Here is an 18242-nt window from a genome sequence, read left to right as displayed (position 1 = left end):
TCGATCCCACGCGATGAAATAGACGCAGCGGAGGCACTCGGCCTGCTCAAACGCCCGCTGCCGCCAACGATTGATCTTCCCCAAGAACAACATCGTCACGAATAAGAGCGGCTAGAGCCAGCTTTCCCGCTTGCGATCGAGCAGTGGGTCGCGGGCGACGTCGTTCTCGATAATGTTGCGGATTGTGATCGGTGTCGTGAAGGAAAGGATGCCATTGCCTCTCCGAGCGCCCCGGGGGGTGAAGGCGTCATATTGCGCGGCGGTTGCCATTCATTATGATATTCCGCGGAATTTGTCTTCCGCTTCAGCCCCCCGCAACTGCAGCCCTTGCGCCGCACGATCGCTGTGGTCAGCTGAGCAATGGTTCGAGCGCGTCCCATTCATGCTCGACCGCGCGGCGACCTGCGTCGATCGCCGCGCGGATCTTTGCGGGATCGAATTCCAGCGTTTCGGAAAACTCCTCTTCGGGCTCGATGATCCGGATGGGCGCAAAGCGATAGCGTGCGATCTGGACATCGAGCGGGCGGAGGATCCGCGCTGCCTGCGCACCGCCGATGCCTTCGGTCTGGAGCGCGCGCAGCTGCGCTTCGCGCGCCGCGATCAGATCGTTGATCAGGGCCGCTCCGGCGAGGTCGTTTGCCGATACTTCGGATTGCAGGATATCGACCGCGCGCAGCCCGATCTTGATGAGATTGCCATAGGTACGCACACGGCCTGGCTGCGGCGCGGGCGAGGCACGCACCGCGATCACGCCGCGCGGGTTTCTTTCGAGCGCGGCGCTGAGCGGCGTCACGTCGCGCACGCCGCCATCGACCCATTGCTCCTCGGTTCCATCGCGCGCGCGCGTCTTTAGCGGGTCGAAGAAGAGCGGCATCGCACAGCTTGCATAGACCCAATTGTGAATGCCGGTCACCCTCTCGTCGATGCTGCGATAGGTGCCGGTGCCAAGATTGACAACGCCGAGCAACAGCTTGCGCCCGCTTGCCGCCAGCTTTTCCGCGTCCGCGAAGCCTTTGATCAGGCGCTTCAGCGGTGCGGCGTCGTAGATCGCATTTTGCCCCAGCAGGCCACCAACCACGCCGAGTGGGCGTTCCTTGTAGATCGACGAATTGCCCTTGATGCCGAGCCAGGCGTCGAGCAGACGAGGCACATCGTCCTGTGCAACACCCAAGGCCTGGATCGCGCCCGTCGAGACGCCCGCAACTATGTCGATTCTGACCCCGCGGTTGACGACGAGCTCGTGGACGACCCCGACCTGGAAGGCGCCCTTGGCACCCCCGCCGCTCAGCACGATCGCGAGTCCGCCTGCCATTCCGATTCTCCTTCGAGGAGAAGAGCTTATAGCATGGGAAGCGCGGGGAGGGATGCGCCTTTGCCGTTCAATCCGGTCGGGTCGTGGCGCTGAGGGCGCGCGACTGTCTCGGCCAGCCCCTCAGGCGAACGCGCCCACGCTCTCGATGAACCTGATGACCGAAATCGGCTTCGAGACATAGGCTTCTGCGCCCGCGGCGCGAATCTGCTCTTCGTCGCCTTTTCCGGCATAGGCGGTGACCGCCATGATCGGCACCGGCTTGAGGGCCGGATCGGCTTTCATCTGGCGGATGAGGTCGAGTCCGCTCACATGTGGTAGCTGGATGTCCATGATAATGAGGTCGGGCGACACCTCGCGGGCCTTCGCCAGCGCGTCGCGGCCGTCGCGCACCGGGCGCGCGCTGTAGCCATGGGCGTTCAGAAGGTCGCAAAAGAGGCGGAGGTTGAGCTCATTATCCTCGACGACCAATATCGTCCTGCCCATGATGTTGGCTTTCCCCGCTTGCGTCCCGCGCCCGTTTAGGCGAATCGGCGGGAGGACACAATTGCCTCGCGGCGAAGGGATTTTCCGGGTGAATGAAGGCGACGAAGCGCTGGCGCTCCATGCGCTTGGTTGGATATTGAGCGACGAGCGCCGTGCCGACCGCCTGCTCGAAATGACCGGCCTTGATCCTTCGACGCTCCGCGCTTTTCTGGATGACCGCGCAACGCTGTCCGCCATCCTCGGTTTTCTGACCGCGTACGAACCTGATCTTGTCGCTTGCGCCGCCGCACTTGATATCAAGCCTGAAGCGCTCGCAGGCGCCGCCCGCCGGCTCGAAGATTTGAAAGGACAGCAGCCATGACTCGCCCGCTCGTCATCACCGATTGCGACGAGGTGCTGATGCATATGGTCGTTCCCTTCGCGCAGTGGGTCGACGAAGCACATGGCGTGCTGTTCCGGATGGAGGATGCAAGCTTTGCCGGTGCTCTCAAGCGCAAGGAGTGCGGCACGCCGCTCGAGGCGGCCGAGGTGTGGCCGCTGCTCGATGGCTTCTTCCGTACGGAGATGGCGCGCCAATATCCGATTCGCGGCGCGATGGCGGCCATGACAGCGATTGGCGCCGCGGCCGATATTGTCGTGCTCACCAATGTCGGGCCCGCCCACCAGGCGGCGCGCGGCGCGCAGCTTTCCGCGCTCGGCCTCTGCGCACCGGTGATCGGCAGTCGTGGCGGCAAGGGCGAGCCGGTGCGCCGCCTGCTCGACGAGCGCAAGCCCAGCGTCGCGGTCTTCATCGACGATCTCGCTGGCCATCATGCGTCGGTCGCGGCCGCCGCGCCCGAGGTGTGGCGGCTCCACATGGTCGGTGAACCCGCGATCGCCGGCAAGATCGCCCCCGCCCCGCATGCGCACGCGCGGATTGACGACTGGGGCGCGGCGCAAGACTGGATCCTCGCGCGGCTATCGCAAAACATTCCGGCCGCAGGCTCAGAACAGGTATAAAGGACATTTCCATGGACATTTCTGCCAAACTCGCCGATCTTGGTCTTGAACTCCCCAAGCCCGCCGCGCCTGTCGCCGCCTATGTGCCTGCAGTCGAGCATGGCGGGCTCCTCTACATCAGCGGACAGCTCCCATTTCGCGACGGGCAGGTCGTTATGGGTCGGCTTGGCGCCGACATGGACGAAGCCTCGGGCTACGACGCCGCGCGGCGCTGCGCGCTGATGCTCGTCGCGCAGATCGGCCAGGCGGTCGGCGGCGACTGGTCGCGTGTAGAGAAGATCGTCAAGCTAAGCGCGTTCGTGAACAGCGATCCCGGCTTTACAGCGCAGCCTAAGGTGGCCAACGGCGCCTCGGAGCTCATGGAGCAATTATTTGGCGAAGCGGGCCGCCATGTGCGCAGCGCAGTGGGCGTGTCGGTCCTTCCGCTTGGCGCCGCGGTCGAGGTCGACGCCATCGTCGCGGTGAAACCCGCATAAGGAACCGAATGGCCGAAGCCGACCCGCCCGCCCGCACCCTATCGATCGGCACCGGCGTTGCCGCGGTCGAGCAAGGGGCGTGGAACGCCTTGGCCGGGGCTGACAACCCGTTCGTCAGCCATGATTTCCTTTCGCTCCTCGAAGACTCCGCAAGCGTGGGGAAGGGGACCGGATGGCAGGCGATGCCGCTGCTGGTTGAAGATGCCGAGGGTGCGCTCGTTGGCGCGGCCCCCGCCTATCTGAAGGCCCATAGCCAGGGTGAATATGTTTTCGATCACACTTGGGCCGACGCATGGGAGCGTGCGGGCGGCGCCTATTATCCCAAGCTGCAGATTGCGGTGCCCTTTACGCCTGTGCCGGGACCGCGATTGCTCGCGCAAACGCAAGAGGACGCCCGGCTGCTGATCCGCGCCGCTGAAGCGGTGGTGCGCCAGAATGGTCTTTCTTCGGCCCATGCGACCTTCGTGGCCCCCGAGCAGATGACATTGTTCGAGGATGCAGGCTGGCTGGTGCGCCGTGACATCCAGTTCCATTTCGCGAATCTGGGCTATGCCTGCTTCGATGACTTCCTTGCCACGCTAACCTCGGCAAAGCGCAAGCAGCTTCGCAAGGAGCGCGCGCGCGCGGTCGAAGGGCTGCGGATCGTAGAGGCGACGGCCGACGCGATCGAGCCGGCGCATTGGGACGCGATGTGGGCATTTTATCAGGACACTGGCGCGCGCAAGTGGGGACATCCCTATCTGACGCGCGATGCCTTCGATCTTTTGGGTGCGCGGATGGCGGACCGCATCATTCTGGTTCTGGCCTATGCGGGCGACCAAGCGGTCGCAGGAGCGATGCATTTTCTCGGGGGCGATACGCTCTACGGCCGCTATTGGGGCTGTCTTGCAGACATCCCCTATCTGCATTTTGAGCTTTGCTATTACCGAGCGATCGATATTGCGATCGCGCGCGGCTTGCGACGCGTCGAGGCGGGCGCGCAGGGCGGGCACAAGCTCGCGCGAGGCTATGGACCGGTCGCGACCTGGTCGGCGCATTTCATCGCCAATCCGGGATTCCGCCGTGCCGTGGCGGAATTTCTGGAGCGCGAGCGCGCCGCCGAGGAAGAGGAGCTGGAATGGCTGGGAGGGCATATGCCCTTCCGGCGGAAGGTCTAGGCGGCGAAGCGTTGGACCGCTGGACGCCGGGCGGTTTCGTCGAGCCACGCGCGCGCCTGCCGCTGGGCTTCGGCGATTTCGTCGCGGCTCATTTCGGAAGCCAAATCGGCGCGGCATTGCTGGCCTTCGCGGCTACCGCCGAGCGCTGCGAGATTGAACCATTTATGCGCCTGGATCAGGTCGACATCGACCCCACCGGTGCCGGTCGAAAAGGCGATGCCAAGGTCGAAATAGGCACCTGCGTCGCCGCGCGCTGCGTCGAGCAGCCGGCTTTCGATCAGATACTGGGCAGACTTCAGACTGTTTGCCATGATAACCCCCTTTGCCTCCCCCACAGAGAGGCCGCCCCTCAACCTTGCGGGACATGGTCAACAAAGCGTTAACGATGATGCGCTTTTTTGAAGATAAGAGCGAAAAGACCCAAAAATGTGGGGTTCAGGACCACCGTTCAGCGCGATTGTGTCATGAAGCGAGGCTTCGGGTCGCGTCGAGTTGATCAAAAGGGCCGAAAAAGGAGCGCGATCGGCCCGCCTTGGCCGGGCCGGCGTCGCGGGTTCAGCCTACCGGCCAATTGTCGATCAGCCGCGTCGCCCCGATCCGCGCCGCCGCGAGGAGGCGCGCGGGCTGGCGGAGCTGCGTCAAGCGTTCGAGGCTGTTTGCATCGGCAAGCGCGACATAGTCGACGCGATCGAATCCTCCAGCCAAGATCGCGGCTTCGGCCTCGGCAAGCGTCTCGCCGACGTCGGAACCGCCGGCAATCGACCCGGCGGCAGCCTTCAGCGCGCGCGGGAAGGCGGCGGCGGCGGCGCGCTGCTCATCGGTCAGATAGGCGTTGCGCGATGACAGGGCGAGACCGTCGGCGCCGCGCGCGATCGGGGCGCCCAATATGTCGAGCCCGAAGTCAAGGTCGCGCGCCATGCGGCGGATGATGGCGAGTTGCTGCCAGTCCTTCTCGCCGAAGATCGCCATGTCGGGGCGGACCTGATTGAACAGCTTGGCGACCACTGTCGCAACGCCGTCGAAATGGCCGGGGCGCGCGGCGCCGCAATAATCGGCGCCAAGCTCGGCGACTTCGATATGCGTGCTATGACCCTGCGGATACATGGCGGCGACGTCGGGTGCCCAGAGCAGCGCGGTCTGTTCTTCGACCAATAATGCAGCGTCGCGCGCCTCGTCGCGCGGATAGGCGGCAAAATCCTCGTTCGGGCCGAACTGGGTCGGGTTGACGAAGATCGACACGACGACATGGTCCGCGACGCGGCGGGCCATGCGCACGAGCGACAGATGTCCCTCGTGCAGCGCGCCCATCGTCGGTACCAGCGCCACGCTTTTCCCGCCCTGCTTCAGTGCCGAAACGGCACGGTGAAGCGTGGCAATATCACGGATGATTTGCACCCTTGCCCGCCCTCCGATATTGGCGGCGCCTATACGCCACCGATGCGGCTCCCATGCGCCGCCAACAGGAAAATCGCAACGGTCATGACGACGCCCGAACCGCACCGCATCATCTTTGCCAATGAAAAGGGGGGGACGGGCAAATCGACCTGCGCGGTGCATTTCGCGGTAGCGCTCGCGAGCCTTGGCTGGCGCGTCGCGGGAATCGACCTTGACCCGCGCCAGCGGACTTTCCACCGTTACCTTGAAAACCGCGAGAATACGGCCAAGCGCCGCGGCATCGAGCTGCCGACGCCACGCTTTGAGGTGTTCGAAGGGTCGACGATCGAGGAACTCGACGCGCAGGTCGCGCGGTTGGTGGAGGGGGCCGACTATTTCGTGGCCGATACGCCGGGACGTGACGATATGTTCGCGCGCCACATTGCGACGAGCGCGGACACGCTGGTTACCCCGATCAACGACAGCTTCATCGACTTCGACCTCATTGGTCAGGTCGATCCCGAGACTTTCCAGGTCACCCGCCCGAGCTTTTACTCGGAGCTGATCTGGGACACGCGCAAGGCGCGGGCCAAAACCGATGGGCGGACGATCGACTGGATTGTGCTACGCAACCGGCTCCAGCATGTCGATGCGCACAATATGCGCCGTGTCGGCGAGGCGCTGACCCAGCTGTCGCGCCGTGTCGGCTTCCGCGTCATCCCGGGTCTTGGCGAACGGGTCATTTATCGCGAACTTTTCCCGGCCGGGCTGACGCTGCTCGACAAGGCGCATCTTGGAGGCATGGGCATTGGTCATGTTGTCGCGCGGCAGGAATTGCGCGAGGCGATGGGCGGATTGAACCTTCCCGCCCGCGAGCGGTTGCATCCGGATGGCGACCTGTTCGCCGCTGCCTGACCCGTTTTCGCTGGAGTACCCTATGACGCATGTTTTCGACCCGACACTGCTGCGCGAATATGACATTCGCGGTGTGGTGGGTGACACGCTTTTGGCGGACGATGCCCGCGCGATCGGGCGCAGCTTCGGCACGCTGATCGCCCGCGCGGGAGGTAAGCGGGTCGCGGTCGGCTATGACGGGCGTCTCTCCTCGCCGATGCTCGAGGCGGCAGTGGTCGAAGGGCTGAACGCTGTCGGCGTCGACGCCCTGCGCATCGGCCTGGGGCCGACCCCGATGCTCTATTATGCCTCGGCGACCGAGGAGGTGGCGGGGGGCATCCAGATCACCGGAAGCCACAATCCCCCCGACTACAACGGCTTCAAGATGGTGTTCGAGGGTCGACCCTTTTTTGGCGCCGACATTCAGCGGATCGGTGCAATGGCCGCGGCCGGCGACTGGGAGGTCGGTGAAGGCACGTCGGAGCGTGTCGATATTGTCGATGCCTATGTCGCTCGGCTCCTCGAGGGGTTCGGCGGCGGCGCGTATCGAATCGGCTGGGATGCGGGAAATGGCGCAGCAGGTGCCGTGATCGAAAAGCTCACCGCCAAGTTGCCCGGTGAGCATCATTTGCTGTTTACTGATATCGATGGTCATTTCCCGAACCACCATCCCGACCCGACAGTCGAGGCGAATCTCGCCGATCTTCGCAAGCTCGTAGCCGAAAGGGCTCTCGATTTCGGGGTCGCTTTCGATGGCGACGGGGACCGTATCGGGGCGATTGACGGCAAGGGGCGGGTGATCTGGGGCGATCAGCTGTTGCAGATCTTTGCTGCCGCGGTGCTGAAGGATCAGCCGGGAGCGACGGTCATCGCCGATGTAAAGGCGAGCCAGGCCCTGTTCGACCGCGTCTCCGAGCTCGGTGGCACGCCGCTGATGTGGAAGACCGGCCATAGCCTCATCAAGGCAAAGATGAAGGAAACGGGCAGCCCGCTCGCTGGCGAGATGAGTGGGCATATTTTCTTCGCCGACCGCTATTATGGCTATGACGATGCGCCCTATGCTGCGGTGCGCCTGATCGAGGCGGCGACGAAGCTCGGCAAGAGCGTCACCGAATTGCGCGGTGCGATGGCGCCGATGGTCAATACGCCCGAGCTGCGATTCCAGGTCGATGAGGTGCGCAAGTTCGCGATTATCGATGAGGTTCTGGATCGCCTCACCGCGTCGGGGGAGACAGTCGATCGCACCGACGGCGCGCGCGTTCGCACCGAGGACGGCTGGTGGCTGCTGCGCGCCTCGAACACGCAGGATGTTCTCGTCGCGCGCGCCGAGGCAAAGGACGAGGCGGCCCTCGGCCGCCTCATCGCCGCGATCGACGATCAGCTCGCCCAGTCGGGCGTCGCCCGCGGGGAATCGGTGGGACATTGACCTCTTTCTGATCCCTCCCTGACGGGGAGGAGGCAATGCAAAAATCTTGCCAGATTGACCTTCGGTCTGCGCCTGGGGTAACGCCCAACGGGGCTAGAACGGATCCAAGCTGAGCATGACCGACGATTCCACTCTGGTGAAGCTTTCCGAAGGCGACCACGGCGTTGCCGAGCACACCGCGCATGTCCAGCACGACGCCGCGGCCGGCAACGGGCTCGCAGTGGTGTCGATCGCCAAAAGCTATGACAAGCGCGTCGTGCTGTCCGATGTATCGCTCTCGGTGGGCAAGGGCGAGGTCGTCGGATTGCTCGGTCCCAACGGCGCGGGCAAGACGACCTGCTTCTATTCGATCATGGGGCTAGTGCGGCCCGACGCCGGACGGATCATGCTCGACGGGGCCGACATCACCGCGCTTCCCATGTATCGGCGCGCGATATTGGGTCTCGGCTATCTGCCTCAGGAAACCTCGATCTTTCGCGGCATGACGGTCGAGCAGAATATTTCGGCGGTGCTCGAACTTGCCGAACCTGACAAGATCGCGCGCGAGCGCCGCCTCGATGAGCTGCTGGAAGAATTTGGCCTGACCCGTCTGCGCAGCGCTGCAGCGATGGCGCTGTCGGGAGGCGAGCGCCGCCGTGCCGAGATTGCGCGCGCCCTCGCCGCCAACCCGTCGATCATGCTGCTCGATGAGCCTTTTGCCGGAATCGACCCCATTTCGATCAGCGACATTCGCGACCTTGTGGCCGACCTCAAGACGCGCGGCATCGGGGTTCTCATCACCGATCACAATGTTCGCGAGACGCTCGACCTGGTCGACCGCGCCTGCATCATCTACGACGGCAAGGTTCTGCTCGCCGGGTCGCCCGCCGAACTCGTCGCCGACCCCGAGGTGCGCCGGCTCTACCTCGGCGAGGGTTTTTCGCTTTGACCGCTTGAGGCGCGATGGCACTGGGTCCCCGCCTCGACTTACGCCAGTCGCAATCGCTGGTGATGACGCCGCAGCTTCAGCAGGCGATCAAGCTGCTCGCCCTGTCGAACCTCGAAGTTGAGGCCTATCTCGCCGAAGCTCTTGAAGGCAATCCGCTCCTCGAGACGGCGCCTGGCGATGAGGGGAGCGGTCCCGACGAACCGGGCGACGAGCTGCCCACGCCCTTGGTCGAGGCGCCCGATACCGATCAGGCACTTGCCTCCGAGGCCGGAGTGGCGGACGATCTCGACGTCGATTTGGCCGAGGAGCGCTTTCACCACGACAGCGCAAGTGACAGCGTCGGCCTGTCGGGGGCGGGCGAGGAGATTGATTTCGACAGCTTCGCCGAGGCCGAAGGAACGCTCTACGACCATCTGCTCGCGCAGGTGGGCGAGCGTTTCTCCGGGGTAGAAGCGATGGTCGCCGAGCAGATCGTCGCGTTGATCGACGAGGCGGGGTATCTGCGCGCCGATCTCGCAGACTTGGCGGACCGGCTCGGCGTGCCGCTTGCGCTGGTCGAGAGGCTATTGGCCGAGGTCCAGAGCTTCGACCCTTCGGGCGTTGGTGCGCGTGACCTTGCCGAATGTATCGCGATCCAGGCGCGGGAGGCCGACCGTTACGACCCCGCGATGGCCACGATGATCGCGCATCTCGACCTTGTCGCCAAGGGTGCCTTTGCGCAGCTGAAGCGCATCTGCGGAGTCGACGAAGAGGATCTCGCCGACATGATCCGCGAGCTTCGCGGCTATGACCCGAGGCCCGGCCTCAAATTCGGCGGGGAGCGGGCGCAGGCGATCGTGCCCGACCTTTATGTCCGCCGGACTGCGAAAGGCTGGGTCGTCGAGGTCAATGGCTCCACCCTGCCCCGCCTGCTCGTCAACCGGAGCTATTATGCCGAACTCGCCAAAGGAAGCGCCGCCAAGAGCAGGGCGTGGCTGTCCGAACAGCTCGCCGGTGCGAACTGGCTCATTCGCGCGCTTGACCAGCGTCAGCGCACGATCGTCAAGGTCGCGAGCGAGATCGTCAAGCAGCAGGAGGGCTTCTTCCTCCACGGTGTGGCGCATATGCGTCCCTTGACGCTCCGCCAAGTCGCTGAGGCGATCGGGATGCACGAATCGACCGTCAGCCGCGTGACCAGCAACAAATATCTCTCCTGCGCGCGGGGATTGTTCGAACTCAAATATTTCTTTTCCTCAGGCATCGCTGCGGTCGAAGGCGACGGCGCGGTGTCGGCCGAGGCGGTGAAGAGCCGCATACGGGCGCTGATCGAGGCCGAGGATCCAAAGGCGATCCTCTCGGACGAAGCCATCGCGCAGAAACTCGCTCAGGAAGGCCATGACATTGCGCGGCGCACCGTGGTCAAATATCGCGAGGCAATGGGCTATGGCTCATCGGTGCAGCGCCGACGGCAAAAGGCGCTGGCGGGCTAGCTGACAGACAGGATTTCGGCTCACGCGTGCCCTTCCCTGATGATCGAGAAGCGTAGCGGGCGGCGTTCCGCCACGCGAATCGGCGCTCTCTGGGAGCGACGACGCCCTCCCCTCGCTGCTAACCAATCCCTAACCACTCTCGGGCTAGTTTTTCGGCCAAAGGAGCCGAAAAGCCGTGACCCCTGCCAACCTTTCGTCTGCGCGCCCCTTCACCGTTCTTGTCACCGGCGGGGCTGGTTATATCGGCAGCCATGCCGTCCTTGCGCTGCTCGATGCCGGGTGGCGCGTGGCCGTGCTCGACAATCTGGTCACCGGCTTCCGCTGGGCGGTTCCCGCCGGCGCGAGCTTCTATGAAGGCGATGTCGCCGATGCAGCGCTGGTCAGCCGGATCGTTGCCAAGCACGACATCGGCGCGATACTCCATTTCGCAGGGTCTGTGGTCGTGCCCGAATCGGTCATCAATCCGCTCAAATATTATGACAACAACAGCGCGCGCAGCCGGACGCTTATCGACACCGCGGTCCATAGCGGGGTGCGACATTTCATCTTTTCCTCGACGGCGGCGACCTACGGCATTCCCGACGCGGTGCCGGTGCGCGAAGACGCACCGCAGCGACCGATCAACCCCTATGGCATGTCGAAACTGATGACCGAGGCGATGCTGGCCGACGTCGCTGGGGCGCATGATTTCAACTATTGCGCGCTGCGCTACTTCAACGTTGCGGGGGCCGATCCCGATGCGCGCAGCGGCCAGTCGACCGCGGGGGCAACGCATCTGATCAAGGTTGCGGTCGAGGCGGCGCTCGGCAAGCGCAGCCATGTTGACGTGTTCGGAACCGATTTTGCGACTCCCGACGGGACGGGGGTGCGCGACTATATCCACGTCAGCGACCTTGCTGCCGCGCACCTGCTTGCGCTCGAAGCGCTGATCGCTGATCCCGTCACGAGCCATTGCCTCAATTGCGGCTATGGTCGTGGCTTCTCCGTCCTCGAAGTGCTCGACGCGGTCGACCGCGCGGGCCCGGGCAAGCTCGAGCGTCGGCATTCGGGACGGCGTCCGGGAGACCCCGACGCGCTGGTTGCGGACAATGCGGCGATTCGCGCCCAGTTCGACTGGACGCCGCGCTACGACGATCTCGACACGATCGTCGCGCATGCGCTGGCGTGGGAGCGCCAGCTCGAAGGAAGGCGGCTCGCGGCCTGACCCTTGCCGGCTTTGCGCGGACGATGATTTGCCCTTCCCCCCGGTTGACTTTTCGCCCGCTTCCCCATAGGTGCGCCGCTTCGCGTGTAACGCTGAAAATTTACGGACAAGAGCAATGAAGATTCGCAACAGCCTGAAGTCGCTGAAGGACCGTCACCGGGACAACCGCGTGATCCGCCGCCGTGGCCGGACCTATGTGATCAACAAGACCAACCGCCGTTTCAAGGCGCGCCAGGGCTGATGCTCCGGCGCGGGGCGCGTGCGTCCCGCTTGCCTTTGATGAAAAGCGTTACGCCGTCGGATGCTTCCGGCGGCGCTTTCGCGTGTCTGGAGAGCGCATGATCCGCCGGAGCGTAATTTTCGATGTAGGGCGCGTCCTCTTCGACTGGGATTTGCGGCACCTCTTCGCAAAGCTGATCGATAACAAGGATGAGCTCGAATGGTTCGTCACGCATGTCGTCACGCCCGAATGGCATTTCCAGCACGACGCCGGCCGCCCGCTTGCCGACATGCTTCCCGAGCGCAAAGCTCAGTTTCCGGGATATGATGCGCTGATCGACGCCTATGCAGCGCGCTTCAACGAGACGATTCCGGGCCCCATCGCCGGTAGCCTCGAACTGGTGGAGAGGCTCGATGCTGCGCGGGTTCCATTGTTCGCGATTACCAATTTCGGGCATGAGTTCTGGGAGATTTTTCGTCCGACCCAGCCGATCTTTGACCGCTTTTGCGACATCATTGTCTCCGGCACCGAAAAACTGATGAAGCCCGATCCCGCAATCTTTGCGCTCGCAATCGAGCGCTTTGGAATTGATCCAGCGGGCGCGCTGTTTGTCGACGACAATGGCGCCAATGTCGCTGCGGCCGAAGCCGCGGGAATTGCGGGACACCGGTTTGAGCATGCGGCGGCGCTCGAAGCCGACCTGGTGGCGCGGTCTTATTTGCCCCGCTGAGCCGCGACGGCGTCGCGGGCAAGCGCGAGCGCCTTCTCGAGGGCCTGTTCGGGCGGGACGGCGACGTCGGGGATCACCCCCACCCCTTGCCAATTTGTACCGGTAATCGGGTTGATCGATCGCTTTTCGGGTAGGCTGAGCGCGAAATGCGGGTGAACGCGCCGATATTCGAAGGGGTTTGCGCCGCCGCCGCTCACCGCCCCGACAATCGTCGCGCGATTGAGCGCCTGAAGGTCATAGGCGAGCGCTTCGGCGGCGGAGAAGCTGCGCGGGCCGATGAGCACATAGATGGGCTTGGTCTCGCCGAAGCGCCGCCCGGGAACCCACATGGGCGAGACGCGCGGCGTCAGCGTGTCGGTGGGGCGATCGTAGATACCGCTAAGCGGTGAGCCGGGAGGCAGCACATGCCCGAGGATGATCTCGATTGTCTCCATTCCGCCGCTATTGTGTCGCAGGTCGATGATCAGCGCATCGCCCTGCGCGGCGACTGTCATCATCGCGGTGATCACCTCGCCCGCCAGCGCGGGCGGCGGAAAGACGCGAAGGTCAATAAGCATGATGTTGCCATCAAGCCGCTCGATCTTTTCGACGCCATGGTTGAGCTGCGCGCCGTAGAAGCGTTCGATCTCCTCGGCGGTGAACGCCTGGTCGCCGCCATCGGCGGGGATGGCGTCGACGCTGTAGGTGACCGCCAGATGGCCGTCGCCCGATTGTTGTCGTAACCAGGCGGTGAGCGCGTCCGCGAAAGCGGGGCCATCGGTGGTCACCCTCAACTTTTGTTTCGCCTTGCGCAAAGAGCGCGCAAGCTGCGAGCCCATTTCGGGGTCGACGTAGCGCGACTCCAGCAGGGTGGCGACGGCGTCGAGGGTCTCCGTCCGGTCGGTCGCGCTGATCGGCTGGCCCGAGGCGGGGGCTGCGAGAAGCAAGAGGCAAAGCGTCGCGAGCAGGCGTTTCACGGAATGAGCTCCCTCATAATCAGCGCATGAAAGGATTCGCGATCAAGGCTAGCAAGCGCGGCGTCGATCGTGGCGGCGAGCGGGGCTGGCAGTGCGGCATCAAGCGCCTCGGCGGCGCGGGCAATGGCGTCCCAGATCGATTGGAGTTCGGGCACCCTGCCCCGCGCCGCCGCGCTCAGGGCATAGCGATGCTCACGGCGGTCCTCGCCCGGCACGACCTCGATCCACCCGGAGCGCGCCATCAGCTGCAGCGTCTGGGTAGCAGCCGGCTGGGTAAAGCCGAGGTCCGCGGCACATTCGCCGACTGTAGCCGAAGCGCGGTTCATCAGGAGCTGGAAATAGGGAAAATATCGCGGCCGGAAATCGAGGCCCGCCTCCCGGTAAACGCGCTCGACAGCGTCATCAAGCGCGGCGGTCAACAGACGGAGGCGGGTCCCAAGGCCGGCGGGGCGAATCATATATAAGGGCTTATATAATATGAATGCGCCGCGCAACCTTCCAGAAGAGCAACGTCCGCGAACTTGCGCCGCGTCAGTCTTCGATTCCCAGCTGGGTCAGAACGAAGGCATATTCCTCGGCATCTTCGTGCAAGGCGCCCCATCGGCCTGATTTGCCCGCATGGCCCGCGCCCATGTTGGTGCGCAGGAGCAGCAGAGTGTGGTTGGTGCGCGTCGCACGAAGCTTTGCGACCCATTTGGCGGGCTCCCAATAGGTCACACGCGGGTCGTTGAGTCCGGCCGATACCAGCATCGGCGGGTATGCCTTGGAGGTCACATTGTCGTAGGGGCTGTAGGAGAGGATATAATCAAACGCCGCCTTGTCGGTAAGCGGATTGCCCCATTCGGGCCATTCTCCGGGTGTGAGCGGCAAGCTTTCATCGACCATGGTATTGATCACGTCGACGAAGGGCACGCCGGCAAGCACCGCGCCCCACAGCTCCGGCGCCTCATTATAGACGACACCCATCACCTGTCCGCCCGCCGAGCGGCCCTCGATCGAAATCTTGCCGGCGCGGGTGTAGTCCTTTGCAATCAGTCCCCTTGCGACGTCGATGAAATCGTTGAACGTATTCTTGCGCTGGCTCGTCTTTCCCGCAAGATACCAGGCGCGCCCCAGGTCGTCGCCGCCGCGCACATGGGCGATCCCATAGATCATTCCCCGATCGACAAGGCTCAGTCTTGTCGTCGAGAAGCCCGGCGCGACCCGGTAGCCGTATGAACCATAGGTATAAAGGTGGAGAGGCGCCTTGCCATCGCGTTTCGTGTCCTTGCGATAAACGAGCGAGACGGGGATCGTCGTCTGACCGTCGCGGCTCGCAATATTAACCCGTTCGGTTACATATAGGGATGGATCATAACCTGAGGGGATCTCCTGCACCTTGAGGGTCTCAAGCGTCCCCGACCCTACATCATAATCATAGACGGTTTCCGGTGTGATCATCGATTCATAATCGATACGCAGCTTATCCTGATGATATTCGGGATTGTCGCCGAGCCCCGCCACATAGGTCGCCTCGGGGAAAGCGATCCGACCGGGGGTCAGGGGCTCGTCATAGCTGCGGATATCGACCTGATCGAGCCCGTCCTCGCGCGCCTCGAGGACGAAATAGTCGCGGAACACCGAAAAGCCGGTAATATAGCTGTGGTCGCTGCCCGGGATCAGTGTCGTCCAATTGCCAGGATCCTCCACGCTCGCGGTGGCGACGCGGAAATTGGGATGTTCGTCGTTGGTGACGATGTACAGGGTTCCGTCGCGCTCATCGACACTGTATTCGCGGCCCTTTTGCCGCGCCGAGACGAGCTGCATCGGCGCCACGGGATTGTCGGCGGGCAGGAGATACACCTCGCTTGTTTCGTTATCGCCGGCCGCGATGACGATATAATTGTCGGCCGCGGTTTTGCCGATGCCGACGCCGAAACCGATATCTCTCTCCTTGTAGAGCAATAGATCCTCGGCGATCGGCGTCCCGAGCTTGTGCAGGCGGACATTGTCGGTGCGCCAATTCTCGTTCGCAAGGCCATAGAGGATTGCGTCGCTATTCGCCGACCAGACGAGCGCTGACAATGTTCCCGGGATGACATCGGGCAGAAGTTCGCCCGTGCTGAGATTGCGAATGCGGGCCTCGAATCGTTCGGATCCATTGTCGTCGAACGAATAGGCCATCAACGCGCCGTTCGGGCTGATCGACACTTCGGCAAGGCGGAAATAATCCTTGCCCTCGGCCATCGCGACCTCGTCAAGGATCAGGACGGGCTCACCGCCCGAAGCGGGTCGGCGATACCATTTCTTATATTCGGCGCCCTCCTCATATTCGACCCAGTAAAGCCAATCGCCGTCCTTCTGCGGCACGCTCGCGTCAATCTCCTTGATGCGGCCCTTCATCTCCTGAAACAGCGTCTCGACGAGCTTCGCATGCGGCCTCATCGCGGCATCGAAATAGGCGTTTTCCTGCCGGACATAGTCGAGGACATCGGGGTCGTTGATCTCGGGATAGCCGGGATCGCGCAGCCAGTGCCACGGGTCGTCGATCGTCCGGCCGTGCAAAATCACCTGGTGGGGGCGCTGGTCGGCGACGGGGGCAGGGGGCAGGGCAGGGGCGTTTTCGGTCAATTCAGTATCTTCCTCTTGGGCCAAAAGCGGAGGCGACGTGACAAGCGGGGTGGCAATTGCCGCCAGAAACATCCAAATGAGGCGCATGGAAAACTCCCGCGGCACCGCCCCCGGTAGGCCGGATCGCCCGCGATGTAGGAACAAGGAACGCCGCATGTCTACCCCCCGGCCCAGCGTCAGCCCCGCCGAACGTCTCGCCCGCCTGCGCGCCGAGCTGCAGGCGCGCGGTCTTGACGGATTCATCGTGCCGATCAGCGATGAGCATTTGAGCGAATATGTCGGCGGCTATGCGCAGCGCATGGCCTGGCTGACAGGTTTCGGCGGTTCGGCAGGGACTGCGGCCGTGCTGCCTGAAAAGGCCGCTGTGTTTGTTGATGGCCGCTACACCGTACAGGTCCGCGCGCAGGTCGATGGCAGCCTTTATGACTATGTCGGCGTGCCGCAGTCGAGCGTTGCTGAGTGGCTGGGCGCGAACGTCAGCGCGGGGCAGAAGGTTGGCTATGATCCCTGGCTTCACAGCATCGACTGGGCGCGCGCGCTGGCAAAGGCGCTCCGCGCCCGCGATGCCGAGCTGGTCGCGGTGGAGAGCAACCCCGTCGACGCGGTGTGGATTGACCAGCCGCCGCCGAGCGGTGCGCCGATCATGGTCCACGACACCGCGCTTGCTGGGCAGGCGGCGGCCGAGAAGCGCTCTGTCATCGCGGACTGGTTGAAGACGAGGGGGCTCGACACGACCGTGATGACCGCGCTCGATTCGATTGCCTGGACCTTCAATATCCGGGGCTCGGACGTCACGCATACGCCGGTGGGGCTCGCCTTCGCGCTGCTCAATGCTGACGCGACCGCCGACCTTTTCATCGCGCCCGAGAAGATTACCGACGCGGTCCGCGCCCACCTCGGCAACAGCGTCCGGATTCACGACCGCGACGCCTTCGAGGCCGCGCTCGCCGGCCTTTCGGGCAAGAAGGTAGCGGTTGATCCCGACCGCGCGGTGGCCGCGATCTTTACCGCGCTCGAAGCGGCAGGCGCGACCGTCGAACGCCACCGCGATCCTGCGGTGCTCCCCAAGGCGATCAAGAATGAAACCGAGCTCGACGGCACCCGCGCTGCCCATGCTCGCGATGGCGTTGCGGTTGCACGCTTCCTGAAATGGATGGAGGAAACCGCTCCGCAGGGCGGTCTCGACGAACTCGGCGCCGCGGCGAAGCTGCGCGAATTTCGCGACCAGAGCGGTGCGCTCGTCGATCTTTCATTCGACACCATCTCGGCGGCGGGACCGAACGGCGCCTTGCCGCATTACAAGGTCGACGAAACCACCAATCGCGCAATCGAGGCCGGCACCCTTTATCTGGTCGACTCCGGCGGCCAATATACCGACGGCACGACGGACATCACGCGCACCATCGCGATCGGCACGCCGACCGCGGAGATGCGCCGCCGATTCACCCAGGTACTCAAGGGCCACATTGCGCTTGCAACGGCGCGCTTCCCCAAGGGGACGCGCGGCAGCCAGCTCGATATTCTCGCGCGGCAGTATCTGTGGGCGGACGGTGTCGATTACGCGCATGGCACAGGCCATGGCGTCGGTGCCTATCTTGCAGTCCACGAAGGGCCGCAGCGAATAGCCAAGCCATCGGGCGGACAGGCCGGAACCGAGGAGCCGCTCCATGCGGGCATGATCCTGTCGAACGAACCGGGCTATTACAAGGCTGGCGCCTTCGGCATCAGGATCGAGAATCTCGTCGTCGTCGTGTCTCAGAGTATCGCGGGCGCCGAGGAGGAGATGCTCGGGTTCGAGACCATTACCTTCGCGCCAATCGCGCGCAACCTGATCGAACCCGACCTGCTCTCGCCGGCTGAGGCGGACTGGCTTGACGCCTATCATGCCGCGGTCTTTGAAAAGCTTGCGCCAGCGATGGACGAGACCGATCGCGCATGGCTCGAAGCGGCATGCGCTCCGCTCGAGCGCGCTCCCACTGCGCTCGCCGCCTGAAGGACCCGGGA

Annotated in this window: 20 protein-coding genes; 12 read left to right on the top strand and 8 right to left on the bottom strand. The window is 63.9% G+C overall.

What is annotated here, in order from left to right; translation table 11 throughout:
- Positions 1-111: 111 nt before the first annotated feature.
- From B5X69_RS21480 to B5X69_RS11610, 3 genes are all read right to left on the bottom strand, one after another.
- Positions 112-270, bottom strand: coding sequence for a hypothetical protein (locus tag B5X69_RS21480; RefSeq protein ID WP_176141582.1), 159 nt, complete (start codon positions 268-270; stop codon positions 112-114).
- Positions 271-349: 79 nt separating this feature from the next.
- Complete coding sequence (locus B5X69_RS11615; protein ID WP_079638863.1) at positions 350-1312, bottom strand: patatin-like phospholipase family protein; 963 nt, start codon at positions 1310-1312, stop codon at positions 350-352.
- Positions 1313-1432: 120 nt separating this feature from the next.
- Positions 1433-1795, bottom strand: coding sequence for a response regulator (locus B5X69_RS11610; RefSeq protein ID WP_079638862.1), 363 nt, complete (start codon positions 1793-1795; stop codon positions 1433-1435).
- Between the two features lie 88 nt (positions 1796-1883).
- On the opposite strand from B5X69_RS11610, the gene B5X69_RS11605 reads away from it, so the two are divergent.
- From B5X69_RS11605 to B5X69_RS11590, 4 genes are read left to right on the top strand one after another with little or no spacing between them, the layout of a single operon-like run.
- Positions 1884-2156, top strand: a complete 273-nt coding sequence (locus B5X69_RS11605) for a DUF3572 family protein (RefSeq protein WP_245798705.1) — start codon at positions 1884-1886, stop codon at positions 2154-2156.
- Positions 2153-2794, top strand: coding sequence for a hypothetical protein (locus B5X69_RS11600; RefSeq protein ID WP_079638860.1), 642 nt, complete (start codon positions 2153-2155; stop codon positions 2792-2794). The genes B5X69_RS11605 and B5X69_RS11600 overlap by 4 nt, the downstream gene beginning before the upstream one ends.
- 11 nt (positions 2795-2805) lie before the next feature.
- Positions 2806-3270 (top strand): RidA family protein, encoded by a 465-nt coding sequence (locus B5X69_RS11595; RefSeq protein WP_079638859.1) that lies wholly within the window; start codon positions 2806-2808, stop codon positions 3268-3270.
- 8 nt (positions 3271-3278) lie between these two features.
- Entirely contained in the window at positions 3279-4427 is a 1149-nt protein-coding gene (locus B5X69_RS11590) for a GNAT family N-acetyltransferase (RefSeq protein WP_079638858.1), read from the top strand.
- Here B5X69_RS11590 and B5X69_RS11585 read toward each other — a convergent pair.
- The gene (locus B5X69_RS11585) at positions 4424-4738 is read right to left on the bottom strand and encodes an SEL1-like repeat protein (protein ID WP_079638857.1); all 315 of its coding nucleotides are present in this window, start codon (positions 4736-4738) and stop codon (positions 4424-4426) included. The two genes, B5X69_RS11590 and B5X69_RS11585, sit on opposite strands and share 4 nt — an antisense overlap.
- A gap of 244 nt (positions 4739-4982) precedes the next feature.
- Positions 4983-5822 carry a pantoate--beta-alanine ligase gene (gene panC / locus B5X69_RS11580; RefSeq protein WP_079638856.1) on the bottom strand — a complete coding sequence of 280 codons (840 nt, stop codon included), beginning with the start codon at positions 5820-5822 and terminating at the stop codon, positions 4983-4985.
- A gap of 84 nt (positions 5823-5906) precedes the next feature.
- Between panC and B5X69_RS11575 the strand changes: the two genes are divergently transcribed.
- The 7 genes from B5X69_RS11575 (at position 5907) to B5X69_RS11545 (ending at position 12672) form a co-directional block, all read left to right on the top strand.
- Complete coding sequence (locus tag B5X69_RS11575) at positions 5907-6716, top strand: division plane positioning ATPase MipZ (RefSeq protein ID WP_079638855.1); 810 nt, start codon at positions 5907-5909, stop codon at positions 6714-6716.
- A gap of 22 nt (positions 6717-6738) precedes the next feature.
- Positions 6739-8121, top strand: a complete 1383-nt coding sequence (gene pgmG, locus B5X69_RS11570) for a phosphoglucomutase/phosphomannomutase PgmG (RefSeq protein WP_079638854.1) — start codon at positions 6739-6741, stop codon at positions 8119-8121.
- Positions 8122-8236: 115 nt separating this feature from the next.
- The gene (gene lptB, locus B5X69_RS11565; RefSeq protein ID WP_079638853.1) at positions 8237-9049 is read left to right on the top strand and encodes an LPS export ABC transporter ATP-binding protein; all 813 of its coding nucleotides are present in this window, start codon (positions 8237-8239) and stop codon (positions 9047-9049) included.
- Positions 9050-9063: 14 nt separating this feature from the next.
- The gene (gene rpoN, locus B5X69_RS11560; RefSeq protein ID WP_079638852.1) at positions 9064-10518 is read left to right on the top strand and encodes an RNA polymerase factor sigma-54; all 1455 of its coding nucleotides are present in this window, start codon (positions 9064-9066) and stop codon (positions 10516-10518) included.
- 175 nt (positions 10519-10693) lie between these two features.
- Entirely contained in the window at positions 10694-11722 is a 1029-nt protein-coding gene (galE, locus tag B5X69_RS11555) for a UDP-glucose 4-epimerase GalE (protein ID WP_079638851.1), read from the top strand.
- 115 nt (positions 11723-11837) lie between these two features.
- A complete protein-coding gene (gene ykgO, locus B5X69_RS11550; protein ID WP_003046794.1) occupies positions 11838-11963 on the top strand; it encodes a type B 50S ribosomal protein L36 in 126 nt (41 codons plus the stop codon).
- Between the two features lie 97 nt (positions 11964-12060).
- Positions 12061-12672 carry an HAD-IA family hydrolase gene (locus tag B5X69_RS11545; RefSeq protein ID WP_079638850.1) on the top strand — a complete coding sequence of 204 codons (612 nt, stop codon included), beginning with the start codon at positions 12061-12063 and terminating at the stop codon, positions 12670-12672.
- Here the strand turns inward: B5X69_RS11545 and B5X69_RS11540 are convergent.
- From B5X69_RS11540 to B5X69_RS11530, 3 genes are all read right to left on the bottom strand, one after another.
- Positions 12657-13628, bottom strand: a complete 972-nt coding sequence (locus B5X69_RS11540) for a S41 family peptidase (RefSeq protein ID WP_079638849.1) — start codon at positions 13626-13628, stop codon at positions 12657-12659. The genes B5X69_RS11545 and B5X69_RS11540 overlap by 16 nt on opposite strands.
- Positions 13625-14086, bottom strand: a complete 462-nt coding sequence (locus B5X69_RS11535; protein ID WP_079638848.1) for a MarR family transcriptional regulator — start codon at positions 14084-14086, stop codon at positions 13625-13627. Before B5X69_RS11535 ends, B5X69_RS11540 begins: the two co-directional genes overlap by 4 nt.
- A 73-nt stretch (positions 14087-14159) precedes the next feature.
- Positions 14160-16310: a S9 family peptidase gene (locus tag B5X69_RS11530; protein ID WP_176141583.1), complete on the bottom strand. Its 2151-nt coding sequence runs from the start codon at positions 16308-16310 to the stop codon at positions 14160-14162.
- 82 nt (positions 16311-16392) lie between these two features.
- Here B5X69_RS11530 and B5X69_RS11525 point away from each other — a divergent pair, with 82 nt between their 5' ends.
- Positions 16393-18231 carry an aminopeptidase P family protein gene (locus tag B5X69_RS11525; protein ID WP_079638847.1) on the top strand — a complete coding sequence of 613 codons (1839 nt, stop codon included), beginning with the start codon at positions 16393-16395 and terminating at the stop codon, positions 18229-18231.
- Positions 18232-18242 lie beyond the last annotated feature (11 nt).

Source organism: Sphingopyxis flava, assembly GCF_900168005.1.
GTDB classification, from domain to species: domain Bacteria; phylum Pseudomonadota; class Alphaproteobacteria; order Sphingomonadales; family Sphingomonadaceae; genus Sphingopyxis; species Sphingopyxis flava.
The sequence above is the reverse complement of the archived record's forward strand: the minus strand, read 5'-3'. Positions and strand labels throughout refer to the sequence as shown.